Origin of the sequence: Sporomusa sp. GT1 (assembly GCF_014634905.1) — a bacterium.
In the GTDB taxonomy this organism is placed as follows: Bacteria; Bacillota; Negativicutes; order Sporomusales; family Sporomusaceae; genus Sporomusa; species Sporomusa sphaeroides.
On sequence record NZ_BMBX01000011.1, the window covers coordinates 77,181 to 102,386 of the forward strand.

The 25,206-nt window shown below is 47.8% G+C and carries 22 protein-coding genes; 18 read left to right on the plus strand and 4 right to left on the minus strand.

Annotated elements, in window-relative coordinates; genetic code table 11:
* The first annotated feature begins 70 nt into the window (after positions 1–70).
* From GT1_RS13450 to rd, 6 genes are all read left to right on the plus strand, one after another.
* A complete protein-coding gene (locus tag GT1_RS13450; protein ID WP_075757380.1) occupies positions 71–1,207 on the plus strand; it encodes a S41 family peptidase in 1,137 nt (378 codons plus the stop codon).
* 62 nt (positions 1,208–1,269) lie between these two features.
* Positions 1,270–2,511, plus strand: a complete 1,242-nt coding sequence (locus GT1_RS13455) for a trypsin (protein ID WP_075757381.1) — start codon at positions 1,270–1,272, stop codon at positions 2,509–2,511.
* 176 nt (positions 2,512–2,687) lie between these two features.
* Complete coding sequence (uvrB, locus tag GT1_RS13460; protein ID WP_075757382.1) at positions 2,688–4,772, plus strand: excinuclease ABC subunit UvrB; 2,085 nt, start codon at positions 2,688–2,690, stop codon at positions 4,770–4,772.
* Between the two features lie 237 nt (positions 4,773–5,009).
* Positions 5,010–7,853, plus strand: a complete 2,844-nt coding sequence (gene uvrA, locus GT1_RS13465) for an excinuclease ABC subunit UvrA (RefSeq protein ID WP_188399196.1) — start codon at positions 5,010–5,012, stop codon at positions 7,851–7,853.
* 24 nt (positions 7,854–7,877) lie between these two features.
* On the plus strand, positions 7,878–9,686 hold the full coding sequence (gene uvrC / locus GT1_RS13470) for an excinuclease ABC subunit UvrC (RefSeq protein WP_188399242.1): 1,809 nt from the start codon (positions 7,878–7,880) through the stop codon (positions 9,684–9,686).
* A gap of 96 nt (positions 9,687–9,782) precedes the next feature.
* On the plus strand, positions 9,783–9,941 hold the full coding sequence (gene rd, locus GT1_RS13475; protein ID WP_075757385.1) for a rubredoxin: 159 nt from the start codon (positions 9,783–9,785) through the stop codon (positions 9,939–9,941).
* 118 nt (positions 9,942–10,059) lie between these two features.
* Here the strand turns inward: rd and GT1_RS13480 are convergent, their stop codons facing one another.
* A complete protein-coding gene (locus tag GT1_RS13480; RefSeq protein ID WP_188399197.1) occupies positions 10,060–11,169 on the minus strand; it encodes a PucR family transcriptional regulator in 1,110 nt (369 codons plus the stop codon).
* A 173-nt stretch (positions 11,170–11,342) separates the two neighbouring features.
* Between GT1_RS13480 and GT1_RS13485 the strand changes: the two genes are divergently transcribed.
* Positions 11,343–11,516, plus strand: a complete 174-nt coding sequence (locus GT1_RS13485) for a hypothetical protein (protein ID WP_188399198.1) — start codon at positions 11,343–11,345, stop codon at positions 11,514–11,516.
* 122 nt (positions 11,517–11,638) lie between these two features.
* Here the strand turns inward: GT1_RS13485 and GT1_RS13490 are convergent, their stop codons facing one another.
* On the minus strand, positions 11,639–12,748 hold the full coding sequence (locus tag GT1_RS13490) for a PucR family transcriptional regulator ligand-binding domain-containing protein (protein WP_188399199.1): 1,110 nt from the start codon (positions 12,746–12,748) through the stop codon (positions 11,639–11,641).
* 332 nt (positions 12,749–13,080) lie between these two features.
* Here GT1_RS13490 and GT1_RS13495 point away from each other — a divergent pair, with 332 nt between their 5' ends.
* The 3 genes from GT1_RS13495 to GT1_RS13505 all read left to right on the plus strand — a co-directional run bounded on the left by GT1_RS13495 (position 13,081) and on the right by GT1_RS13505 (position 14,656).
* Positions 13,081–13,638, plus strand: a complete 558-nt coding sequence (locus GT1_RS13495) for a DUF3841 domain-containing protein (protein WP_188399200.1) — start codon at positions 13,081–13,083, stop codon at positions 13,636–13,638.
* On the plus strand, positions 13,596–14,204 hold the full coding sequence (locus tag GT1_RS13500; protein ID WP_075757390.1) for a DUF3841 domain-containing protein: 609 nt from the start codon (positions 13,596–13,598) through the stop codon (positions 14,202–14,204). The genes GT1_RS13495 and GT1_RS13500 overlap by 43 nt, the downstream gene beginning before the upstream one ends.
* 149 nt (positions 14,205–14,353) lie before the next feature.
* Positions 14,354–14,656, plus strand: coding sequence for a DMT family transporter (locus tag GT1_RS13505; RefSeq protein ID WP_188399201.1), 303 nt, complete (start codon positions 14,354–14,356; stop codon positions 14,654–14,656).
* Between the two features lie 598 nt (positions 14,657–15,254).
* Here the strand turns inward: GT1_RS13505 and GT1_RS13510 are convergent.
* Together GT1_RS13510 and GT1_RS13515 are read right to left on the minus strand one after the other, a co-directional pair.
* Positions 15,255–15,581, minus strand: a complete 327-nt coding sequence (locus GT1_RS13510; protein ID WP_188399202.1) for a hypothetical protein — start codon at positions 15,579–15,581, stop codon at positions 15,255–15,257.
* 10 nt (positions 15,582–15,591) lie between these two features.
* Positions 15,592–17,298: a hypothetical protein gene (locus tag GT1_RS13515; RefSeq protein ID WP_223226255.1), complete on the minus strand. Its 1,707-nt coding sequence runs from the start codon at positions 17,296–17,298 to the stop codon at positions 15,592–15,594.
* A 246-nt stretch (positions 17,299–17,544) separates the two neighbouring features.
* On the opposite strand from GT1_RS13515, the gene GT1_RS13520 reads away from it, so the two are divergent.
* From GT1_RS13520 to yvcK, 8 genes are all read left to right on the plus strand, one after another.
* Positions 17,545–18,558: an alpha-hydroxy-acid oxidizing protein gene (locus GT1_RS13520; RefSeq protein ID WP_188399203.1), complete on the plus strand. Its 1,014-nt coding sequence runs from the start codon at positions 17,545–17,547 to the stop codon at positions 18,556–18,558.
* Positions 18,552–19,091, plus strand: a complete 540-nt coding sequence (locus tag GT1_RS13525; RefSeq protein ID WP_188399204.1) for a methylated-DNA--[protein]-cysteine S-methyltransferase — start codon at positions 18,552–18,554, stop codon at positions 19,089–19,091. The genes GT1_RS13520 and GT1_RS13525 overlap by 7 nt, the downstream gene beginning before the upstream one ends.
* A gap of 127 nt (positions 19,092–19,218) precedes the next feature.
* A complete protein-coding gene (locus GT1_RS13530; RefSeq protein WP_075757392.1) occupies positions 19,219–19,563 on the plus strand; it encodes a phage holin family protein in 345 nt (114 codons plus the stop codon).
* Positions 19,564–19,630: 67 nt separating this feature from the next.
* Positions 19,631–20,428, plus strand: coding sequence for a Cof-type HAD-IIB family hydrolase (locus GT1_RS13535; protein WP_188399205.1), 798 nt, complete (start codon positions 19,631–19,633; stop codon positions 20,426–20,428).
* Positions 20,429–20,552: 124 nt separating this feature from the next.
* The gene (locus GT1_RS13540; protein WP_188399206.1) at positions 20,553–20,978 is read left to right on the plus strand and encodes a response regulator; all 426 of its coding nucleotides are present in this window, start codon (positions 20,553–20,555) and stop codon (positions 20,976–20,978) included.
* A gap of 14 nt (positions 20,979–20,992) precedes the next feature.
* A complete protein-coding gene (locus GT1_RS13545) occupies positions 20,993–22,681 on the plus strand; it encodes a bifunctional diguanylate cyclase/phosphodiesterase (RefSeq protein WP_188399207.1) in 1,689 nt (562 codons plus the stop codon).
* A gap of 115 nt (positions 22,682–22,796) precedes the next feature.
* A complete protein-coding gene (gene rapZ, locus GT1_RS13550) occupies positions 22,797–23,672 on the plus strand; it encodes an RNase adapter RapZ (RefSeq protein ID WP_075757585.1) in 876 nt (291 codons plus the stop codon).
* Positions 23,673–23,836: 164 nt separating this feature from the next.
* Positions 23,837–25,192, plus strand: a complete 1,356-nt coding sequence (gene yvcK / locus GT1_RS13555; RefSeq protein WP_075757396.1) for a YvcK family protein — start codon at positions 23,837–23,839, stop codon at positions 25,190–25,192.
* Positions 25,193–25,206: the final 14 nt, after the last annotated feature.

Genomic DNA, 25,206 nt, shown 5'->3' on the forward strand with positions numbered 1-25,206 from the left:
GGCTGCCGGGTTCTGCGAATGCGCAGAACCCTGTATCCATCCAACCCGCGACTCTTGCGAGGTGTGTTGATTGAGCCGCCGTAAAATACTTTTTGGCGCAGTACTTTTGGTTTTGATGACATTTTTGGCTACATCTGCCGGCTTCTTATATTTGATGAATGCCTGGTCATCTGATGTTGTGAGCACGCTCAGAGTGCTACGTGCATTGCAGGTCGTTAAGTCACGGTATGTCGAGGATGTGTCTGTTGACACCCTGATGGCCGGGTCAATCAAGGGAATGGTCAACTCCCTGAATGATCCGCACTCCATCTATATGGACAACAAGATGTTTAAGGATTTCATGATTGAGACAGAAGGCTCTTTCGGCGGTGTCGGTATTGTTATTGGCACCAAAGATAAACTGCTTACCGTGGTAGCCCCCATTGAAGGAACCCCTGGTGAAAAAGCCGGCATTAAGAGCGGTGACCAGATCATCAAAATAGACGGCCAGGATACCAAAGATCTGGCCCTGGACGAAGCCGTCAATAAAATCCGCGGGCCGGAAGGCAGTAAGGTGGTCCTGACCATTAAGCGCGGTGAGGATACCCAAGACTATACCTTAACCCGTTCAAACATCCAGATTAAGACAGTTGCCGGAAAAATGATGGATAATCATATTGGCTATATTCGCATATCCATGTTTAACGAAAATACCGGTGACGATTTTATTCATAAGCTGCAGGAACTTGAGAAACAAGGGATGAAGGCAATCGTACTGGATTTGCGGGACAATCCGGGCGGCCTCCTGAACGAAAGTGTTGAAGTGGCCAGCCAGCTTGTACCCAAAGGTCCGGTGGTTTCGGTAGTTACCCGGGACGGGCAGCGGGAGACGCATTCCTCTAACCTGGCAGTACCGAAATATCCGGTAGCTGTTCTGGTTAACGGCGGCAGTGCCAGTGCTTCCGAAATTGTAGCCGGAGCTGTCCAGGATACCGGTGTCGGCACCCTGATTGGCACCAAAACCTATGGCAAAGGTTCTGTTCAAACGGTTATTCGGCTTGATGAAGCTTCGGCTGTCAAACTGACCATTGCCAAATACCTGACGCCAAAAGACCGCTCCATTAACGGGGTAGGTATTGAACCGGACATTACTATTGAACTGCCTGAGACCAAAGACAAAGATGTACAGCTTGAAAAGGCGCTTGAGGTTTTGCAAAGCAAATTATAATAAAAGGTGAGGTTGGTTTATATATATAAACCAACCTTATTGTTCATTGAGGTGAGGACAAGTTGTTTCCATGGTCTGATATTATGCTGCTTATTGTTCGCGGTGCTGTAGGTATCGTATTTAATTTTAACTTTTGGCTGATCCTGGCGCTGGTTGGTTATCAGTACTGGCAGATGCAAAAACGTCAGCTCCAAATGTTTGGCGTATACAACTACTCGCTGACCCAGCAGATTATGCTGGCCGGGGCTTACGGCCTGCTTGGCGGCATAGCGGCCAGCTGGCTGCTGACCCTTGTCGGTGTCACCATCAACCAACTTGGTCTTGCCTACATTTGGCCGGTGGCGCTGGCACTTATGCTGATTAACATGCGGTTTTTGTGCTTTGCCTATGCCGGTGGTTTGGTGGCTTTGTCCAATGTATTGTTTGGCTGGCCTGAGGTCAATGTGCCGCAGGTATTGTCGCTGGTTGCCGTACTGCATATAACCGAGAGCTTGTTAATTGCCGTCAGCGGCGGTTACAGCTCCATGCCGATGATTATTAAAAAGAGCGATGGCACCTTGGTCGGCGCCTTCAGTCTGCAAAACTTCTGGCCTTTGCCGCTGGTTATCCTGGCCGCGGTGGCTGTTCCCACAGGTACCGGAACCGGTGGCATCCTCAACATGCCGGACTGGTGGCCGCTGCTGCCGTTAGTGCAGGAAGCACCGGCCGGTTCGGCCTGGGTTTATGTTATGGCACCGGTGGTAGCCGCCCTTGGTTATGCCGATATGGCCATTGCCAGCCTGCCGCAGCAGCGGCGGCGGCAATCGGCATTGCATTTGGCTGCCTACAGTATCGTGCTGCTGGTGCTTGCCATATTATCGGCTAAATACACCTGGCTTCAGGCCATTGCCGCCGTACTGTCGCCCCTCGGGCATGAATTTCTTATTCAGCGTGACAACCGGCGCGAGATGGACGCTCCTCCCCGTTTTGTTCCGCCGCCGTATGGCGTAATGACGCTTGATACGGTTGTTGATGCACCGGCAGCCAGGGTGCTGGCGCCGGGAGATATTATTACCCATATTGCAGGCTTTACCATCAACAGCCGTTATGACCTGGCAGTGGCTCTCGCTCAAGCGCCGGAACGCTTTGAGCTTGTGTTTGAACGTGAAGGGACCACGCAGGTTAAAACTATTAAATTCAAGCGCGGCGAGCGCCGTTTGGGGGTAATTTTGGTCCCCGACGGAGATGAACAGTTTTACGCCGTGATGACAGAGGAACGCTATGGACTGTTTGACTGGGTCCGGGATAAATTGAGAAGACTTTGAAATGCTGAGATATTTGACCAGAACATATGTGCGTGCTATAATAAAAATAAAGCAAACATATGTTCTGGATAGTGATATTTATGAAAAACTTTCTTATCTGACGGGGATGCAGATGGGGTTGGAGCCTCATCTGCATCAAGTCTCCATTTATTTATAAAGTAAGATAGGTGATAACTATGGCAACCGTACCAAAACTCAATACCGTCCACCATGAGGGCAGTATTCCGTTCAAGGTGGAAGCGCCCTTCGTGCCGACAGGTGATCAGCCGGCAGCTATTGTCCAATTGGCTGAAGGCATCAAACAGGGTGATGCCGCTCAGGTGCTGCTGGGAGCTACCGGTACCGGTAAGACCTTTACTATGGCCAAAGTTATTGAGGCTGTACAAAAGCCGACTTTGGTCATAGCCCATAACAAAACCCTGGCCGCCCAGCTGGCCAGTGAGTTTAAGGAGTTTTTCCCCAATAATGCTGTTGAATATTTTGTCAGCTATTATGACTATTATCAGCCTGAGGCCTATATTGCGCAGACCGATACCTATATAGAAAAAGACGCTTCCATCAATGATGAAATTGATAAGCTGCGCCACTCGGCCACCAGTTCGCTGTTTGAACGGCGGGATGTTATTATCGTGGCCAGTGTTTCCTGCATTTATGGTTTGGGTTCGCCGGATGAATACCGGGGGCTGGTGCTGTCGCTGCGGCAGGGTCAGCTAAAAGACAGGGACGAAATCCTGCGTAAGCTTGTCGATATCCAGTATGAGCGCAATGATTACAATTTTACCCGGGGAACCTTCCGGGTCCGTGGTGATGTTGTGGAAATTTTCCCGGCAGCCTACGGGGAAAAGGCTTTGCGGGTCGAATTGTTCGGCGATGAAGTGGAACGTATTTTGGAGATTGACACCCTGACTGGTGAAATTGTCGGGGAAAGGAAACATATTGCGGTTTATCCGGCCTCTCACTATGTTACCTCCCGGGAAAACATGCTGCGGGCAGTGCAGGACATTGAAGCCGAACTAGATGACCGCCTGGCCTCTCTGCGGGCCGGCAATAAGCTGCTGGAGGCCCAGCGCCTGGAGCAGCGCACCCGCTATGACCTGGAAATGATGCTGGAAATGGGCTATTGTTCAGGCATCGAAAATTACTCCCGCCACCTGACCCAGCGTCAGCCGGGAGAGTCTCCCTATACGCTGGTGGATTATTTTCCGGAGGATTTTCTGATTGTTATTGACGAATCTCATGTTACCCTGCCCCAGATTAGGGCCATGTATGCCGGCGACCGTTCACGCAAAGAATCGCTGGTTGAAAATGGCTTCCGTTTACCCTCGGCGTTCGATAACCGGCCGCTGACCTTTGATGAGTTTGTCGAGCGGATTAATCAGATTGTCTATGTTTCGGCCACACCGGCTGCTTATGAACTGAAGGCAGCCAGTCAGGTAGCCCAGCAAATTATCCGGCCAACCGGACTTATTGATCCTGAAATTGAAGTACGTCCCATCAAAGGGCAGATGGACGATTTGCTGGATGAAATCAAGCTGCGCACAGCCGCCAATGAGCGGGTGCTGGTTACTACCCTGACCAAGAAGATGGCGGAAAACCTGACAGAATATCTAAAAGGCATGGGCATCAAAGTAACCTATCTCCATTCCGATATTGCGACAATCGAACGGGTGGAGATTATCCGGGATTTGCGGGCCGGGGTGCATGATGTGCTTGTCGGTATCAACCTGCTCAGGGAAGGCCTGGATATGCCGGAAGTATCGCTTGTCGCTATCCTGGATGCCGACAAAGAGGGTTTCCTGCGTTCGGAGACCTCGCTGGTACAGACCATCGGCCGCGCTGCCCGTAATGTCCATGGCAAGGTTATTATGTATGCCGATACCATCACCGACTCCATGCGGCGGGCGATGGGTGAGACCGAACGACGCCGCGAGATTCAGATGGCTTATAATACCAAGCATGGGATTACGCCGAAAACCATTGAAAAACGGGTTAAAGAACTTATCGAAACCACCAGGGTTGCCGAAACTCCGGCTGAATATAAAGCCGACCGTATTGGCAATATGCAGCGTGCCGATATGCTGGACTTGGCGGACAATTTGGAGAAAGAAATGCGTCAGGCCTCCAGACAGCTCGAATTTGAGCGGGCGGCTGAACTTAGAGATATGATTGTCGAACTCCGGCAAAAAGCCGGGGGTGGAACAGGTAAAGGCAAAACAGCCGGCAAAACCGGCAGTAAGACGAATAAAGCCAGGAAGAAGTAGCAGCTCCTGTTGCCCTTATCCGCTGGCTAAACTCGCTATAAGACTCCCGCTTCTAAAAGCGGGAGTTATACCCATACGGGCACAGGCGAGCGAGTAAGCCCCCTGGATAATTCCGGGTCGCTTTGTAATTTTACGCTGACAAGATGCTACCATTATCATTAAGATACTGGTATAATATAAAACGAATAATTGCTATCCATTAATATGCAGTAGTTAAAAGAGGGGAATAAGACAAGCATGACAGACAGTATTATCATTAAAGGTGCCAGACAACACAATTTAAAAAACATTGACATAACTATTCCACGCGACCAACTGGTGGTTATTACCGGGCTGAGCGGCTCAGGCAAATCATCACTGGCGTTTGATACCATTTATGCCGAAGGGCAGCGGCGCTATGTGGAGTCATTGTCCGCCTATGCCCGGCAGTTTCTGGGCCAGATGGACAAACCGGATGTCGACTATATCGAAGGCTTATCGCCGGCGATATCCATTGACCAAAAGACCACCAGCCGCAACCCGCGTTCCACCGTGGGGACCGTTACTGAGATTTATGATTATCTTCGCCTGCTGTTTGCCCGGGCCGGACGCCCGTATTGTCCCAAATGCGGCAAGCCTATTGCGCAGCAGACGGTGGAACAGATAGTCGACCAATTGCTGGCTTTGGGCGAGGGTGCCCGACTGAGCATTATGGCACCGGTAATTCGCGGGAAGAAAGGCGAGCACCAGAAAGTCCTGGAGGATATCGGCAAGCAAGGCTATGTCCGGGTGCGGGTGGACGGCGAGGTCCGTGATGTTACGGATGAGATTAAGCTGGAGCGGCACAAGAAACATACCATCGAAGTCGTGGTAGACCGCATTGTGGTGCGTGACGGGATTGCTACCCGTCTGGCCGACTCTATTGAAACTGCGCTTGAACTGGGCGGCGGCATTCTTACTGTCGATACCGGCGGCACCAACGAACTGATATTCAGCCAGAATTTTGCCTGTGTGGATTGCAGTATCAGCCTGCCGGAGATTGCCCCGCGGATGTTTTCTTTTAACAATCCTTTTGGCGCCTGCCCGGACTGCACCGGTCTCGGCAACAACCTGGAAATAGACCAGGCGCTGGTCATTCCTGATCCGGGCAAGTCTTTTATTGACGGGGCTATTGCGGCCTTGAGCAAGAATACCAATTCCTATTTCATGTGCCAGCTGGAAGCCGTGTTGGAACGCTATGGCAAAACCCTGTATGACACCTGGGAAAATACCCCTGATGATCTGAAGGAGATTATTCTTCATGGCGGCGGGGCTGAGAAATTCACTTTCCGTTATGATAATATGTATGGCGAAACCAAAACCTATTACTCGGTGTTTGAAGGGGTATTGCCGATGCTTTCCCGGCGGCACCGTGAGTCCACTTCCGACTGGTCCAGGGAAGAAATTGAAGAATACATGAGCTCCAAGCCCTGCCCGGCGTGCAAAGGGGCAAGACTTAAGCCGGAAGCGCTGGCCATCAGGGTTGGCGGCAAAAATATTTATGAAATCACCCGCCTGACGGTGGCTGAGTCCCAAGCCTTTTTCAGCAAGCTGGAGCTTACTGAGCGGGAAAAAGTCATTGCCAACCAGATATTAAAAGAGATTAATGCCCGTCTGGGCTTTTTGCTCAATGTCGGCCTGGATTACCTGACGCTTGACCGGGCTGCCGGTACGCTTTCCGGCGGTGAAGCTCAGCGCATCCGGCTGGCAACGCAAATTGGTTCAGGCTTGGTCGGGGTGCTGTACATTCTGGATGAGCCCAGCATCGGCCTGCACCAGCGCGACAACAACCGTCTCCTGGACACGCTGAAGCATTTGCGCAATCTGGGAAATACGCTGCTGGTGGTGGAACATGATGAAGATACCATGTATACCGCCGATCATATTATCGACATTGGCCCGGCTGCCGGTGCGCACGGCGGCAATATTGTCGCCGCAGGTACTGTCGATGACATCAAAGCCTGCGAAGACTCGGTAACAGGCCAGTATTTAAGCGGACGCAAAGCCATTCCCGTACCGGCCGAGCGCCGTCAGCCAAACGGCAAATGGCTGGAGGTTATCGGAGCTAAGGAAAACAACCTCAAAAAGGTCAATGTCCGGTTCCCGTTAGGCGTGTTTACCGCTGTTACCGGGGTGTCGGGTTCTGGCAAAAGCACGCTGGTCAACGAAATTTTATATAAGGGCCTGGTCAGTCAGCTGTATCGTGCCAGCCGCGCACGGCCGGGAGACCATGACAGTATTCGCGGTCTGGAATATATTGATAAAATTATTGATATCGACCAGTCGCCTATTGGCCGGACACCGCGCTCCAATCCGGCGACCTATACCAGTTTGTTTGACAGCATCCGGGAACTGTTCAGCCAGACGTCAGAAGCCAAGATGCGGGGCTACCGTCCGGGCCGCTTCAGCTTTAATGTCAAAGGCGGCCGTTGCGAAGCCTGCAAAGGTGACGGCATTATTAAGATTGAAATGCACTTTTTGCCTGATGTCTATGTGCCTTGTGAAGTGTGCAAGGGAGCCCGCTACAACCGTGAGACGCTGGAAGTCCACTACAAGGGGAAAAGCATTGCCCAGGTTCTGGACATGGTGGTCGACGAAGCGGTTGAATTTTTCCAGAATCTCCCCAAGATTCACCGCAAGCTGCAGATTATGAAGGATGTGGGCCTGGGGTATATCAAGCTTGGTCAGCCTGCGACCCAATTGTCGGGCGGCGAGGCGCAGCGGGTTAAGCTGGCCACCGAACTGGCACGGCGCAGTACCGGCAAAACGCTGTATATTCTGGATGAGCCCACTACCGGTTTGCATACCGCCGATATTCACCGCCTGCTGGAGGTGCTGCAGCGGCTGGTTGACGGCGGCGATACGGTTGTGGTTATTGAACACAACCTGGATGTAATTAAAACCGCTGATTATATTATTGACCTGGGGCCGGAGGGCGGCAACCGGGGCGGCACCATTGTTGCGCAGGGTACACCGGAGCAGGTGGTAGCTGTGGCGAAATCGTACACCGGTCAGTATTTAGCCCCCATCCTGGCGCGCGGGCCGCGGCAGCAGCGTGAGTAAAGGAGGTGTCCGGCCATTTCTGTAATATCTCCTGCAGTTGAGGAAAAACTGGCATTGTTGCCTGACAAGCCTGGCGTCTATCTGATGAAAGACGGGAAAAACCGGATTATCTATGTCGGCAAAGCCATTAATTTGAAAAACCGGGTGCGCTCCTATTTTCAGTCAAGCCGTAATCATTCGCCCAAAGTAATTGCTTTGGTGGCGAGGATTGCCGACCTGGAGTATATCATTACTGCTTCTGAGATTGAAGCCCTGATACTGGAGTGCAATCTGATAAAAAAACATCGTCCCAAGTACAATATCAGCCTACGGGACGACAAAAGCTACCCCTATATTAAGGTGACGAAAGAAGACTATCCCCGGGTATATGCCACCCGCAAGGTGGTAAAAGACGGCGCCAGGTATTTCGGGCCGTACACCAGTGCCGGCGCGGTGCACGAAACGCTCAAGCTCTTAAAAAACTTGTTCCCGCTGCGTTCCTGCCGCCAGCTTGACTCCAAGCGTCCTTGCCTGGAACACCATATTAAACGCTGCCTGGCTCCCTGTGCCGGGAAAGTGGATCAGGAAACCTACGGCGCGATGATTAAAGCCGTGGGCCTGTTCCTGGAAGGCCGCAGTGACGCGGTTGTTAAACAGCTTAAGCAGGCCATGGGACAAGCGGCGGAAGACCTGGAGTTTGAACAGGCTGCCAGGCTGCGCGACCAGCTTGCGGCTGTCGAGAAAATTATTGAAAAACAAAACATGGTAACAGGCAGCGGCGATCAGGATGCCATTGGCTTGGCCAGGTCGGCTGCCGGGATTTGTGCCCAGGTATTCTTTATTCGCAGCGGCAAAATGGTGGGACGGGATCACTTCATGCTGACAGGCGGCGAGGATGAAACCGACCAGACTATCCTGGAAGCCTTTGTTAAACAGTACTACAGCCAGGCTGCCTTTATTCCCCGGGAAATCCTGCTGCCGCTGGCGCTGGCGGAGCAGCATCTTTTAGCCGAGTGGCTGAGCGGTGTCAAAGGCGGGCGGGTACAGGTAGAAACCCCAAAACGAGGCACGAAGAAAGATTTGGTCAATATGGCGGCAGGCAACGCGGCTACCGTACTGGAAGAACAGGCGGTGCGGCTGGAAGCCGATGCCGGCAAGACGGCCGGCGCCGCAGCCGAGCTTGGACAGTACCTGGGTTTGCCGGGTGCGCCTGAACGGATTGAGTGTTTTGACATTTCCCACATCCAAGGTTCGGAAACGGTGGCATCGATGGTGGTGTTTGAGGGCGGGCAGCCCAATAAGAATGAATACCGCCGCTATAAGTTAAAAACCGTTGAAGGCAAGCCGGATGACTTTAAGTCCATGCAGGAGGTAGTGGGGCGGCGTTATCGCGAGGCAATCGAAAAAGGACCTGTGCCGGATTTGATTATTATCGACGGCGGCAAAGGCCAGCTTAGCTCGGCCCTGCCCATTATTCGCGCTGCCGGGCTTACAGAAGTGACGGTAGTGGGGCTTGCCAAGGAATTTGAACATATCTTCCGTGAAGGAATCAGCGAACCGCTCATTCTGCCACTGCATTCCCAGTCGCTGTATTTGGTGCAGCGCATCCGTGACGAGGCCCACCGTTTTGCCATTACCTACCACCGAAAACTGCGGTCCAAGCGTAATCTGGTGTCAGTGCTTGACCATATCCCCGGCATTGGCGCCAAACGCCGGAAAGCGCTGTGGGATCATTTCGGCAGCCTGGCCAAAATTAAAGCCGCCGAGGTAGCGGAACTAACGAAAGTTAACGGCATGACGCTGCCTGCGGCTGAAGCGGTGTACAATTTCTTTCGCAAGAAAGTGTATGAATAAGAACAGGTACTTATTGGCAGCTTTTGTTTGCAATCTTCTTGTAAAAATAGTAAAATATTAGACAAGTAGTTTATTATTAATAAGGAGTGGATAGTAATGGAAAAGTATAGATGTATGGTATGCGGTTATGAGTATGATCCGGATCAGGGCGACCTGGACCATGGCGTTCAGCCGGGAACAGCATTTGCCGATGTATCGGAAGACTGGCAATGCCCGGTTTGCGGCGTAGGCAAAGACCAGTTCGAGCAAATATAGCAAATAAACAAAGACTTGGCTTATGCCAAGTCTTTGTTTTATTTAATAGCAGGTGTAAGGCTTGTAATGGTGATTATTTCACCGGCAGTAATGAACAATAATATCATGAGGAAGTATATTATCCTTGTCGTAAATCATAAAGGCAAAAAGCCAGTTGAATCCGGCAACGCTCTTGTGCGGAAGACAAGTCGCTCTGGAGTAAGCTTTTGATTTTGGCAATACGGTAGTTGATGGTATTTCGATGGGTAAAGGTGTGCTCAGCAATGAGTTGTACACTGGAGTTAAATTCAATATAATAGCGCAGCGTTTCTAAATAATTGGATTTGTGTTGTTGGTCGTACTCTACAATAGGCTTCAGCGTTTGCGCATATAAATTGTCTAATATCGCCTCATTGGAAATACCTAATATAATTTGATACAAACCTAAGTCATTATAGAAGCAATAAGTTTTGCGGGTAGCCATTGCTACTTGCAGGGCTTTATCTGCTTCTATTCGTTTATCAAATAGCGAGTGTATGCCCTGCCCCAAAGCGGCAATGCCATAATGAATAGACCCGGTGCTTAAGGACTTATGCAGGAAAGCTATTACAGCCGAAAAATTGCTTTCGGTTATGTTATACAGGATGGCATACTGTATCGTTTTTTTCGTCAAAATCAAATATTTTTGTTCCACTTGATTTAACACCGCAGTTAATTTATCGGCAGCAATGTTTTTAAAAGCGATAATTCCATAGGTGGAATAGACATACTGCTCCATATCTTCATGTTCAGCAATAAGTGCATTATCAATCCGATTATCAAACATGGCACTGGAGAATATTTTGCTAAAATATTGTGCTTCTTGTTTCTCTTTAATAGTATCATCATAGTAATCCTGCATAATATCAACCATGCGTATTTCCCATGGTATGATAAGCAGCGGCAAGCCATTGGCATTGCAGTATTCAATAAGAGAATCCGGCACATCCTTAATATAAGTTCCAATACATAAGATAATACCGCTTACCCCTTTTTTATGTACTGAATAAATGAACTCTTCAAGCCAGCGGTCATAATTGTTGGCAAGCCCGGTCGTAATTATTAACTCTCTGCCGCGCAGGTATTTAACATTATTCAGGTCCTCTAGCAGATAAACCCATTCGACAGGCTCATAGATACCCTTTTCACCAGCTAGTAGTGTTAGCTGGTGCTTTTTTTGAAACTTTTCATAAAATTGTTTTAGCGTCAATGATATACCCCTCATTTCATTTACTGAAACTATAAATAGTATAAATCAATAGCAGTTGGTTGTGCAGCACGAAAAAGCAGAGTTTTTTTTAGGCTCCAATCTCATTGAACGCCGAAAAAACAAGTGCTAAAATACATACAAATTCAAAAATACACCAATGGGAGGGAATTGTTATGGATGCTGAAAAACCACTGAAAGATGTAATAAAAAACTATGTAGAGGAATATCACAAGTGTCCAATCTACACACAGATTGTAAAATACATGTCTGTATTGGACAAAATCCCCGATATAAGCAGTCAGCGAAAGAGCAAGAAGCAGGGGAACATTCACTTTGCTTTGGAATAATCTGGTTTCCCGAACACACCAGTTACCTGTTCTGATCATCAAACGATACCTGCGAGACAGAGGTCAGCGGATTTTTTGCGTCCGTTGACCTTTGCCGTTTCTAATATAACCGTCTTTCTGCTTCACTGCTGTAAGTCATAAAGACAAAATGCCAGTTGAATCCGGCAACGCTCTTCCATGGAAGACAAATCGCTCTGGAGTATTTTTTTGATTTTTCCAATACTGTAATTGACGGTATTTCGATGCGCAAAAGTGTGTTCAGCAACCCGTTGGACGCTGGAATTAAATTCGATATAATAGCGCAGTATTTCTAAGTAATTGGAATTATGCTCATTGTCGTAGTCGACAACAGGCTTCAGCGACTGTGTATATAAATCGTCCAATATCGCCTCATCGGCAATACCTAATATAATTCGATAAAGGCCTAACTCATTATAGCAGCAGTAAGTCTTGCGGGTAGCCATTGCTACTTGCAACGCTTTATCTGCTTCTATTCGTTTGTTAAATAGCGAGTGTATACCCTGTCCCAGAGTGGCAATCCCATAATGAACAGGCTCGGTACTTAGAGACATATGCAGCAAAGCTGCTGCTGCCGAAAAATTGCTTTCAGTTATGTTATATAAAATGGCATACAGTGTAGTTTTTTTCGTCAGAATCAGGTATTTTTCCTCAGTTTGATTCAGGACGGCAGTTAATGTGTCCTTAGCAACATTTTTAAAAGCAACAATCCCATAGGTAGAATAAGAATACGGTTTCATATCCTCGTGGTCTGCAATAAATTCATTGTCAATAGTATTGTTAAACATCGCATTGGAGAATATTTTACCAAAATATTCTCCTTGTTGTTTCTCTTTAAAAAAATCATCATAATATTCTTGCATAATATCAACAATATATATGTCCCAAGGTATGACAAGCAGCGGCAAATTGTTATAGTTGCAGTATTCAACAAGAGGAAGCGGTATCTCGGTAATATAAGCCCCCATACATAGGATAACACCGCTTGCGCTTTTTCGTCTCGCCGCACAAAGGAGTTCTTCAAGCCAGTAGTCGTCATAATGGTTGGCAAGTCCGGTTGTAATAATCAAGCCTCTGTCGCGCAGAAATTTAATATTATTCAAATCCTCTAACAGATAGATGCCTTCAATAGAAGCATGAATACCCTTTTCGCCAGCTATTAATGTCAGCTGATGTTTTTCTTTGAACTTCTCATAAAATTGTTTCAGTGTCAATGCGCTACCTCGCCTCTCACTATATTTTTTATAGATAGTATAAAATAGTACAAGTTGGTTGTACAGCACAAAAATGCAGAGATTTTTTAGGCTTTAGTTTTGTTGATTAGTTTAAAAAACAAGTGCTAAAATACATATAAATTCAACTAGTAGTCCGCCAAGCCTAAGATATAGGATGAATTGTGCGAGATTTTTCGTCCAGCAAGGCGGAGGAGCCGCGCATATCGGACATATGTAAGGCGACGACAACGAAGCTGGGCGGAAAATATCGCGACAAGAACACTATAGATTTAGGCTGGGTGGGCTACTAAGGAAATTAGGTGGAGAACAAAATGAAGAATAAGATAAGAATTTGGACAAAGCAACATGAAAACATCCTCAAAGATTTAGAAGCCAATGACCGGTATATCGTAAAAAAAGAATACATAGTGGGTAAAATGGAAGAACACGCCTCGCTGTACCTGGATGTATACAATTGGTATTATTCAGCAGCAAGCAAGTTGGTTATGCCTCCTCAAGATGTACAATACCCTATCTGGGTGTCTTTAGCAGAGGAAGAAAAAATAGCGAACAGTCCTGGCAATGTGCAGATAGAAATCCTGGTAGACGAAGATCAGCTTATTACCATGGATTTTGATAAATGGGGCCGGATCGTCAACTATATGTATATCCCTGCTGATGCACAGGATGAACAAGAACATGCGGCACTCCTGCGCCGTTATGGAGTTGACGATTGTACTGCTTATATGAAACCTTTCTACCCCAATATCAGACAAAAGATCATTAAAAGCTGGGATCGACTATTTGACGAGAGTATCGTTTTGACTGAAGCCAGGGTGGGAACTATATGGGAGTTGAAGAAAGAATGGATTGTCAGCATAACCAGATAACACTGTACACAGCCCAGACAGATGAAGTAGTCGCCAACCTCTTGGCGCATGGGCATCATTATGTTAAACTAGAGTACATTTCCCGGAAATATGCCGAAGTATCTGCTGTGTTTCTCCAGGCATATGCCTGGTATACTGAACATGCGCAGCGTATTGTTCCCAAACCGCAGCAAGCCGAATCGGCTGTCTGGTCTTTTTGTGATATAAAATACCTGGAACGTCATCCCGGCCATCAAATACTGAAGCTCAGCGTTCCCCTTGCGAGTGCGGTATTTTTTCGGATGAGCGACTGGAACAAGATACTGAACCTTAACTATATTGGTGAATCAGCAGCAGAGGAAGCTCTATTTGCTGAAAAGCTAGCTCGCTATGGCATTCGTTACGCAGGGGATATACACACAACCCCCTTTTACCCCCACCTCAAAAAAGAGTGCCGGGACAGCTGGCAAAATCTGTTTCGCTATGACCAAAAGGTAAAGGCGACCGGATCCTGCCTGTATCCGGATATGCAGGCAGGTCTGTGGCAGGTCAAAAAAGAATGGATTGTTGCAAAGGTGGGCGACTGATTGCAGCACCGGTTTGCACCGCTTTTCATCATTCTTGCGGGCTCGTGTTGGGGGGCTCAGGGGATTTTTGTCCGCTTCTTCAATGAGTTCCCTGTGTACTTTTAGCTGATTTCGGTCAGATTGCCGGTGCGGTGAAGACAGGCGGGGCTATGGCCGTTCTGCTGATGATGTCCCTTGCCGTGGTTACGACCTTGATCCCGAACTTGTCGTATCTTGAGGGGTTGAAGTACGTGGAGACAGGCAAGGCAGCCGTCATGTTGGCGACAGAATCCGTAATGGCAACAATATTCGGATTGCTGCTGTTCAAGGAAGTGCCGACGATTTGGGGGTTTATTGGCATGTGTCTCGTCGTGACGGCCATTGTTTTGCTCAACGTAAAGGTAAAGCCGGAACCAGTAACAATATCGAAACCGGCAATAAAGGGTGAGCCGGTCGGGGAAATCTCAAAGTAGGTGTATTGTTACAAGACATGAAACACAGCAGGGGACAAGGGACGGTGGAATTGTCTTAATTCAAATCATTTTTTCGATAAGACAGTATCTCTGTCTCCAGTCCTATCGGTTTTAGATTTATCTTATTACATTTACATTTTGATTTAAGAAGCAAAATGAACGTCAGACTGTGCGAAAACAAATTCCCATAATTTCCATTCACCACTTAGATATTAAAAACAGGCACTAACATTGAATTTAGGAACAAAATAATAGCAGAATATTGCTAATGCTCTCCACTTTTTCAGTATTTTCCCAACTAACCTGGAGTTTTCGCACAACCTGACGTCCCCTTGCTTCTACAAATTGCCACTCTGATGCACCTTGTGGTGGAGATTTACAAAAATGCAAAGAATGTGGCGGTACTTATTGTGGCAATTGTTCTGGTAATGGTTATGGAGGAAGTTGTCCGTTTTGTGGCAATAATGAGTCAAAGTCTTTCTGATTCATCAGATTTGATTTTCAATAGGTAACATTATCCAGTTGTTGTTTGTTCACCAGACGACACCTGAGAGAAAAGAGAGGTCAGTGGATTTTTATGTCCACTGACCTTTCGTTGTTATTCATATAAAAAATTCGATATTGTCCCTTTTCCTATTATTTTTGATGCATTTTGTATTTTGAACTCTCTACCAACACACAATAATGATTGAATTTCTTCGTATGCCTCCTGCTCTATTGTGGGCATTTCAATAATTACATTATAAGTTTTACCGCTTATTAATACATCAACATTTTTATCAACGACTATTGTACCTGAGAAAAGTAAATCATTACCAAAATTAATGGAAGGTCTTATTATATTTTTAGTACTTAAGCCGTAAGATAAACTTTTTGCACTGTCGCTTTGTTGATCAAAACTTACTCTAGCTTCTAAAATCAGCATTTTCTACTCCTCAATATTTATGAGTAATCTCTTGAATGATTTTATTAAATTCACCTAGTTTGTCTGCTTGAATAGTGACTGTCCCATTCTTAAATATGAATTTATCAACCTGTGTAAAATCGCCTAATTTATTTAGCATATTGGCTGATACTTTAACCTCAATAACAGCACCAATATCAGAGTATTTTTCCGCAAATTTAAGAGTTTCTTCAAAGCTTAGTCCAAATTGTTTTGCTTGTAATCCACTTGGAATAACTGTAAATTCACTAGTTTTCATGACTTGATAAAACTCTTTAGGCCCTACAGCTCTATATAGGCTAACTAATTTAGGAGCATTACTCGTTACGCCCCCAACAACCTTTAAACCACCCCCAATAGAAGCCATAACGCTATCCTGTACTTCTTTTGTCACTTGTATCTGCTTTTCTACTTCTGTTACTAATAATTGTGCATTTCTTGGATCATTAGGGTCAATTCCTTGCGATTTTAAAGAAAGTTCTGCCCAAAATAATGCATTTTCAGTTTCTGTTTTTACTAACCATGCTGTATATGGATTATTGAGATTTACTACTTCCGTTGATAATTCGGGAAACAAAGAGGTTGTACTACCATCCAAGTTATAGCCAAGATCTTTTCCTATTGCAACCCACTTATCAATTTGTTCGTTAGATATCTTACCCCATTTCTCTTTTATCGCGGCAGTTTCTTCATCATTTTTACTGTTGCTTAATTCGATAAGCATTTGCTGATATTGATGTTTTTCTAGAGCTATTTGTATAGAACCAAAGTCTATCAATATTGCTTCTATGTTATTATCTGCAAGCCACTGTTTATTTTGCTTCTTATCAATATCTGCCCAATAACTTACTACATCTTTTACAGCTTCACTATATTTTTCTGGGGTAATATCCCCATTTTCTAGCGCTGCTTTGAGTTTCTCCAAATCCGCTTGATACTTAACATATTGTTCGTGAGTCAAATAGTTATTCTTCGTACCACTAGCCGCTGTACTAGCTCCGGTCTGCGCATTTCCGCCGACTACTTTCGCTGCAGCCGCTCCAAGAACAGCACTTGCCCATTGGTGCATGGCAGGGTTATCTTTAAATTTCTCTGCCAATGCTTTTTGTACGGCTTCATTTACTGCTGCTCCCATCGCACCGGAAGTAAAGCTGCCTCCACCAAGCTGTGCCATGAGGCCACCGGCAACGGTATGGAGGAATACCTTATATTCTCCGCCATCTGCCCATTTGGCTTTTTCTTCTGGCGTTGTAGCTTTCTCCTGCATTCGGAGCGCATAATCACCAATTTCCTTAAACGCTACTTCGCCAAATACCTTAGCCAGTTCCTGTTGTTCTTGAACAGTCTTCTTGTCAAATATCTGACCAAGTGCATTCAACGCTTCACTTGGGTTACGACTGAGGTCTGATAAGTTCTGCTCAGGATTGGAGCGTACTTCAATGGTTCCGGGGGCAATAGCTGAGTGCGTAGTGCTGCTGGCGTCACCGGAGACGGGAATGCCAATATCAGGAGTTAAGCCTGCGTTCTTTGCTTCCGCACCTTTCCGGGTATCAAGATTAACGCCAACACTGCTCGCACTGTACTCCGCCTTATTCTCAATATCCGAATAGGTCAGTGTATCGGTACTAAGCCTGTTCTTATCCGGCGTAGCCTCGCTGCTAATATACGAAGCAAAGGGACGTTCATTTTGCTTCGTCATATTCCAGTATTAAAAAGCTATGTAACCGTTTCGCAGTATCACAACTGATAATGAAAATTAACATCAACATAATTATCCTTATTATGATAAAATTTGGAAAAGTTGTCAATATTTTTTCGGGGAGTTAAGAATTGAGAATGAATACAAATTAAAAATTATAATTGTCTTTGCGGTTTTACCGGCAGGATTTTGACAGACAAACAAGAATTCCATCAAAATACTGAATGTATAATCAGGAGGGACGAAATGGATATTATAAGCATTAAGACGGCTGCAAAAGAAAAATTTCAGGGTGCCTGCCGGCTTTGTCCTGTATGCAATGGGATTGTCTGTGCCGGAGAAGTGCCAGGCATGGGCGGTTTGGGTACAGGTGCGGCCTTTCGGCATAATGTAGAAGCTCTGGCTGACTGCCGCCTGAATTTAAGAACTATTCATAGTGTGAAAAATCCTGATATGTCCTGTCGGATATTTGGTTTGGAATTAACGCTGCCCATTATTGCCGCAGCTATTGGCGGCATTGCGATGAATATGAAAGGTGCACTGACAGAGGAAGAATACGACACAGCCATTGTCAGCGGCTGTCGTAAGGCCGGCACTATCGGTATGACCGGTGACGGCCCCAATCCGGCGGTTTTTTCCACAGGTATGGCGGCAATTGGCAAGGAACAGGGCTGGGGAATACCGATTATTAAGCCGCGTGAGACAGATAAAATTGTTGAACTGGCTAAACAGGCGGCTGCTGCCGGTTGTCCGGCTTTTGGCATAGATATTGATGCCGCCGCGCTGGTTAATATGACTAATGCCGGACAGCCTGTCGGTCCTAAGACCATTCAGGAACTGGAATACATCAAAAACCACACAAATATTCCTTTTATTGTCAAAGGCATTATGACTCCCGATGATGCTGAGGCCTGTTGGCAGGCCGGTGTTGATGCCATTGTCGTATCCAATCATGGCGGACGGGCGCTGGATTATACACCTGGCACGGCTGAGGTGCTCCCGTATATTGCCGAAGCTGTAAAAGGCAAGATGACCGTGTTGGTTGACGGCGGCATCAGAAGTGGAGCCGATGTGCTGAAAATGCTGGCCCTGGGTGCTGATGCCGTGCTGCTCGGACGGCCGCTGGCCATTGCTGCAGTAGGCGGCGGGGCGGATGGTGTGGAATTTATGATCAATAAATACCGGGCCGAACTTAGTGCGGCCATGACCTTGACAGGTACAGCCCAGACCAATGACGTGCCTGTAGAAATATTATGGTAAAGCCCACAGCAAAGCCACCGGCCTTGTATTGTGATCTGATTTCCACTGCCTGGGGTCCGATTGCTGCCATATGGTCTGATGTAGGTTTATGGGAATTAGGGTTTCCGAGTGCTGATGAAACGGCTGCCTTGGCCGATATCCGTGTTAAAGAGTTCACCATGCTGGAGGCAGGCCGGGAAGCTTGCCTCTGGTCTGAGGAACTGAGCCGGGAGTTGCAACTATATTTTCAGGGGTTTCCGGTTGCTTTCAGCGTACCGGTTGACTGGCGGCTGTATACTCCGTTTCAGACGGCGGTGCTCACCTATACGGCAGGCATCCCGTACGGCATTACTGTCAGTTATCAGGCGGTAGCCCAGGCTGTCGGCAATCCAAAGGCGGCCAGAGCGGTTGGCGGTGCGCTGAACGGCAACCGGACGCCGCTGGTGGTGCCCTGCCACCGGGTAGTGGGGGCTAATGGCAGTCTGACAGGTTTTGAGGGCGGTATCGACCTGAAACGGGCGCTGTTATTGCTGGAAACAGAGATTGTAGAGTAAAGCCGCAGCTGGTATGATGACAACTGCAAAAAAAATGGTAATAACCATATTGCCGAATTTTTGTCTCTTGGGATATAATAAATAGTGTCGGTTGATTTTGCCAGACCTTGGTGGAAGGAGTAGTACGGTGAGTGGTTTTTTGCTGCGGATTATTATTAATGCGGTAATTCTATTTATGGTAGTGGTTGAACTACCGGGTATTTTTGTGGATACTTTAGGCGGGACTTTGTTGGGTGCGACTATCGTCGGGGTGGCTAATGCCGCCATCAGGCCGCTCTTGTCAATTGCCGATTTGCCGCTTTCATTCATGAATCTGGGCGGTATTACTGTTGTGACCAATGTGTTTACTCCGTTCATGGTGGTCAAAGCATTGCCGGGGTTTCAAATCACTGGTATGGTAGCATCGCTGGCGGGGATTTTGCTAATAACCCTATGCAGTGTCACGCTGTCAAAAGTAATACATGACAGGTAGATAATTGGCAGGAATTTTGCGTGCAGCGAGATTCCTGTTTTTCATTATGGAGAAAAAGGAGAGTAACATGGCAATAAAATTAGTAGCATTGGATTTGGATGATACCTTATTAAACAGTAAACTGGCCGTTTCGCCGCGGGCGTGTGAGGCCATTCGCCAAGCTGTGGCGCAGGGGGTAACGGTGACGATAGCCACCGGGCGGATGTACCGTTCGGCCTTACCGTATGCCCGGCAACTGGGGTTGGATGTGCCGATTATTACCTATAACGGGGCGCTGATTAAGTCCTGTTTGTCAGGAGAGGTATTACTGGATCAACCCATTGAGCGGAAGCTGTCGCAGCAGGTGCTGGCCCTGTGCAAAGAACGGGGCTGGTATATTCAAAATTATGTCCGGGATGAACTGTATGTGGAAAAAATCAACCAATACGCCGAGCAGTATTCGCGCCTGGCGGCGGTACCGGTCACCGCTGTGGGGGACAGGCTGTATGACGGGGAAGAATCTTCCAATAAAATGCTGATTATGTCCACGCCGGCAGGCATTGTTGAGATATATGACATATGTAAGGCTCTGTTTGGCAATCAGCTCAGTATCGCAATATCCAAGCCAACATATCTGGAGATAACTGACCCGCTGGCCAATAAAGGCAGAGCGCTGGCTTTTTTAGCCGATAAGCTGGGAATAACAAAAGAGGAAACAATGGCTGTCGGCGATAGCGGCAATGATGTCGACATGCTCAAGTACGCCGGTTGGAGTGTGGCGATGGGCAACGCCAGTGCGGCCGTGAAAGCCATTGCCCGTTTGGAAACGCTGGCCAATGATGCCGATGGCGTGGCGGAAGCTATTGAAAAATATGTGCTGGCATAACGGTATGCATGCCTGTTACGTCCGGCAAGCTAGCAAATTAATTATGTAACTTGCTGTCACAGGCAGGAAAATCCGGCCAATGGTAAGAACTACCTATGGTAACTGGTAGTCAGGGGGGCGCAGTATGCGGGATAAGAGCATGAACATTCTGCTCATCGAAGACGATGAAGTCGATATAATGAATGTTGAGCGGGCTTTTAAACGAATTAACCTTACGAATCCTCTCTATATTGCCCGTAATGGTGTTGAGGCGTTAGCCATGCTGCGTGGTCAGAATGGCAAAGCCATTGTGCCCTGGCCCAGATTAATTTTGCTTGATATCAATATGCCCCGGATGAATGGTATCGAATTTTTACACGAAATCAGACAAGACCCTGCCTTAAAAATGATAACAGTGATTGTTCTGACAACCTCGAATGAAGAACGGGATGTTGTTGCTGCTTACCAGTTCAACGTTGCCGGCTATATTATTAAGCCGGTTTCATTTGAAGAATTTGTTAAAACCTTGGGAGCGCTTGACCATTATTGGACGTTAAGCGAGATGCCGTAAGGAGTTGTTTGGCTATGGCGGAAGAACTGAGAATACTGTTAATCGATGATGATGAAGTTGACCGGATGATGGTTAAGCGAGCACTCAGGGCTGCTCATGCTCAGATTATTATTCACGAAGCTGTTACCGGCAGCCAGGGGCTTAATGAGGCGCAAACAGGCAGATATGACTGTGTTTTTCTTGACCAATGTCTGCCAGGGGACAGCGGCCTGGCTGTACTGTCAGCCATTCGGGCCGCCGGGGTCAAAACACCGGTCATTATCCTGACAGGTCAGGGCGATGAACAGCTGGCTGTTGATGTAATGAAAGCCGGTGCTACCGATTATATGGTAAAAAACAAGCTTTCGGCCGACAGCCTGTCCCAGTGCCTGCGGGCAGCCATCAGGCTGGGACGGGCGGAGGCTATGATTGAATATCTGTCCTATTATGATGCTGCCACCGGGCTGCCTAACCGTCTCCTCTTAATTGACCGCTTAGTGATGGCTTTAGCAGGTATTGAGCGCAGCGGCGGCATGCTGGCGTTGTTGTTTGTCGGTGTTGACCGTTTTAAATTGGTAAACGATACCCTCGGACATGGTCTGGGTGACAAACTCATCCATCTTGTTGCCAACAGGCTGAATGCCTACGTAGGCAAACAAGCCGTGGTTTCCAGGGTAGGCGGTGACGTGTTCGGGATTTTGCTGCCGGAACTGGCTGATTCCCAGGTGGCGGCCAGTATTGCCGAGGACCTGATCGAGGGCATCAGACAGCCGGTTGACTTGAACGGCTATGTCTGGCATACCTCTGCCAGTATCGGTATTGCCGTATGCCCTGACGACGGGCAGAATGTGGATGTGCTGCTAAAAAATGCCGAGTCGTCCATGTACCGGGCGAAAGAACAGGGTGGCGACGCGTACCAGTTTTATACTAAAAGTATGAATGAACGGGTTCTTGAGCGGATGCTGCTGGAAAATAGCTTGCGTCAGGCGATCGATAATAATGAACTGGTGATTCATTATCAGCCGCTCATTGATGGCACAACCGGACGTACCGTCGGCGTGGAGGCCCTGGTACGCTGGCTGCATCCTGAGCGTGGCCTGATACAGCCGATGGAGTTTATTCCCCTGGCGGAGGAAACCGGACTGATTGTACCCATTGGCGAATGGGTGCTCCGTACGGCGTGTGCGCAGAATAAAGCCTGGCAGGATGCCGGTTATCCGCCGGTGGTGATGGCTGTTAATTTATCCGGACGCCAGTTCCGTCAGCCGGATTTCACCGGCAGGATCAGCAAGGTGCTGGCCGCTACCGGCTTGGCGCCGGAGTATCTGGAACTGGAAATTACCGAGAGCATTGCGCTGGAAGATGTGGAATATACCATTGCGATTCTCAAAGAATTAGGTGCTATGGGTATCGGCATTGCCATTGATGATTTCGGCACAGGGTATTCTTCCTTAAGTTATCTGAAACGCTTTCCGATAACAACCCTGAAGATCGACCGGATTTTTGTTCAGGATGCTGCCAAAAGCCAGCAGGATGCCGCCATTATATCGGCCATTATTTTACTGGCGCACAATCTGAATCTTAAAGTTGTTGCCGAAGGGGTGGAAACCCCCGAACAGCGGCTATTGCTGCGGGAACGGCATTGTAATATGATGCAGGGCTTTTTATTCAGCCGGCCGCTGCCGGCAGAGCAGGTGGCAAGTCTGTTTGATTTTTGCTGGTGAACTTGCAGTTCCCATTAATAAAAATAATGGGAACTGTATTTTGCTTTTTTGCCAATACTACCCTATAATTAAAGTAACAATCGCCTAGAAGGAAAAATTGAGGTGTATGTATATGCTGGATAACTTTCGCCTGGTAATTATCACCGGTATGTCCGGTGCCGGTAAATCACAGGTGATGCGGGCTATGGAAGACCTGGGTTATTTTTGCGTGGATAACCTCCCGCCGATGTTAATTCCCAAATTCGCCGAATTATGCGCCCAATCAGGCGGTAAGGTCTCCAAGATCGCGCTGGTGGTTGATATTCGCGGCGGCGAATTTTTTGACACACTGGTTCAGGTGCTGGAAGATATGGAGAAGCAAGGCTTTCTTTATGAGATAGTATTTTTGGAAGCAGCGGATGCCACCATTATCCGCCGCTACAAGGAAACCCGCCGCCGTCACCCCATGGCCCCTCATGGCCGCATCAGCGAAGGCATCTGCCGCGAACGGGACCGGCTGGAACAAATCCGGGGACGGGCCAATCACATCATTGATACTTCCGGACTGTCAACCGCTGAATTGCGTGGTAAGATCACGACACTGTTTACCGAAGAGCGTGAACATGAGCGCATGACAGTTACAGTAGTGTCATTTGGCTTCAAATACGGTATTCCGCTGGATGGCGATATGGTATTGGATGTCCGTTTCCTGCCTAATCCCTTTTATGTGGAATCACTGCGGCGCAAAAGCGGACAAGAGGCTTTGGTCGGGGAATATATCTGGAAATGGCCGGTTACCCAGCAGTTTATGGAAAAGCTGTCAGGTCTTATTGATTTTCTTATTCCGCATTATGTTAAAGAAGGCAAGAGCCAGCTGGTTATTGCTATCGGCTGTACCGGCGGCTTGCATCGTTCTGTTTTTGTCGCCGAAAAAATGTTTGAATATCTCAAAGGCAAGGGCTTTAAGGTTAACGTCGAACATCGGGATATTAAACACAATATTATTGAATAGCAGGGAACATAGTATAAGTTCAGAACAGGTCGGAATATCCGGTTGGGAGCGCCATGAGGCGCAAGACCGTCGCCTGTGAGACTGCGATACGCTGCTGGCAGACAGTGTGCGTTGGCAACAGCAGCGGCAGCTAGGTGTTTAATCACCTGTTCGGGGGTGAAAAAGTGCATTTTTTAAAGTGGTTGTATCCTGGTATGAAGTTCAAGCGTTGGCTGCTCCTGTTTTCGGCAGGTGTTATCTTTGTCAGCATTGGCTTGGCCATTGTTTTTAACTATAAATATATCGGTGTGGTGGAAGAAGCCATCTTCCGCCTGTTTTATCTGACAACAGGCAGCTATTACTATGCTGTCACTACCATTGCCGGCAGCGCGATTGTTGTCCTGGGGCTGGCAACCATGCTGGCGGCAACCCGGCAGATTATTAAGTCTGTCATTAGTGTGCTGGTGCCGGAAGGCTCTGACAAGCTGGTTGAGATTATTTTTGAAAAACGCAAACTCAACCGGGGACCGGCAATTGCCGTAATTGGCGGCGGTACCGGCCTGTCGGTGCTGCTGCGCGGCATCAAGAGCATTACCAGCAATTTAACTGCCATTGTAACGGTGGCTGACGACGGCGGCTCGTCCGGACGCTTGCGGGAAGACCTGGGGATTATTCCTCCCGGTGATTTGCGCAATTGCCTGGTAGCGCTGGCCGATACCGAGCCGCTGATGGAAAAATTATTTCAACACCGGTTTGGCGGCCATGGTGAATTGGCCGGTCACAGCTTCGGCAACCTGTTTATTGCCGCTATGGCCGAAATTGTCGGTGATGTTGAGCTGGCGCTCAAGGAATCCAGCAAAGTACTGGCCGTACGGGGGCAGGTACTGCCTTCCTCTACCGAACGGGTGCTGCTGGCAGCTGAAATGACAGACGGAACGCTGGTGGAGGGCGAATCGAAAATTTCGCTGGCAGGCAAGACAATTAAACAGGTATTTATCAAACCCGCTGATGTCGCGCCGGTAAAAGGGGCGGTAGAGGCCATCCATGAGGCTGATGCCTGTATTTTAGGGCCGGGAAGCCTGTATACCAGCATCATTCCCAATCTACTGGTCCAAGGCATAGCCGAAGCTTTACGGGAGAGCGATGCCGTTAAAATTTATATTTGCAACGTAATGACCCAGCCGGGGGAAACTGACGGCTATACTGCCTGTGACCACATTAAGGCCATCATCGATCATGCCGGTCCCGGCTGTATTGATATTGCCGTCATCAATGTGCAGGAAGTGGCACCCGAACTGCGTGAGCTGTATGCAGAGCAGGGAGCGCAGCCGGTAGTGCCTGATGTGGAAGCCATTGAAGCCCTGGGGATTAAGGTAGTCAAAGCCAACCTTATCAGTGAGACTAATTTAGTACGGCATGATCCGGGGAGATTGTCGCGCACCATTATGTCAATGGTGTATGATTTGAAAATTAATTCAGACCGGATGCGGCTCCTGGATTACTACATCATGTCGGAAAGTATAAAAAAACTAAAAGATTAACCAAAGGACTGACG

What these genes read in the sequence shown, in the direction of transcription:
- GT1_RS13540 (WP_188399206.1), top strand. Translation starts at nt 20,553, where the DNA reads ATGCGGGATAAGAGCATGAACATTCTGCTCATCGAAGACGATGAAGTC.
- GT1_RS13510 (WP_188399202.1), bottom strand. Translation starts at nt 15,581, where the DNA reads ATGCTGATTTTAGAAGCTAGAGTAAGTTTTGATCAACAAAGCGACAGT.
- GT1_RS13525 (WP_188399204.1), top strand. Translation starts at nt 18,552, where the DNA reads ATGGTAAAGCCCACAGCAAAGCCACCGGCCTTGTATTGTGATCTGATT.
- GT1_RS13520 (WP_188399203.1), top strand. Translation starts at nt 17,545, where the DNA reads ATGGATATTATAAGCATTAAGACGGCTGCAAAAGAAAAATTTCAGGGT.
- GT1_RS13545 (WP_188399207.1), top strand. Translation starts at nt 20,993, where the DNA reads ATGGCGGAAGAACTGAGAATACTGTTAATCGATGATGATGAAGTTGAC.
- uvrB (WP_075757382.1), top strand. Translation starts at nt 2,688, where the DNA reads ATGGCAACCGTACCAAAACTCAATACCGTCCACCATGAGGGCAGTATT.
- GT1_RS13515 (WP_223226255.1), bottom strand. Translation starts at nt 17,298, where the DNA reads ATGACGAAGCAAAATGAACGTCCCTTTGCTTCGTATATTAGCAGCGAG.
- rd (WP_075757385.1), top strand. Translation starts at nt 9,783, where the DNA reads ATGGAAAAGTATAGATGTATGGTATGCGGTTATGAGTATGATCCGGAT.
- uvrA (WP_188399196.1), top strand. Translation starts at nt 5,010, where the DNA reads ATGACAGACAGTATTATCATTAAAGGTGCCAGACAACACAATTTAAAA.
- GT1_RS13500 (WP_075757390.1), top strand. Translation starts at nt 13,596, where the DNA reads ATGGGAGTTGAAGAAAGAATGGATTGTCAGCATAACCAGATAACACTG.
- GT1_RS13535 (WP_188399205.1), top strand. Translation starts at nt 19,631, where the DNA reads ATGGCAATAAAATTAGTAGCATTGGATTTGGATGATACCTTATTAAAC.
- GT1_RS13505 (WP_188399201.1), top strand. Translation starts at nt 14,354, where the DNA reads ATGGCCGTTCTGCTGATGATGTCCCTTGCCGTGGTTACGACCTTGATC.
- GT1_RS13485 (WP_188399198.1), top strand. Translation starts at nt 11,343, where the DNA reads ATGGATGCTGAAAAACCACTGAAAGATGTAATAAAAAACTATGTAGAG.
- GT1_RS13495 (WP_188399200.1), top strand. Translation starts at nt 13,081, where the DNA reads ATGAAGAATAAGATAAGAATTTGGACAAAGCAACATGAAAACATCCTC.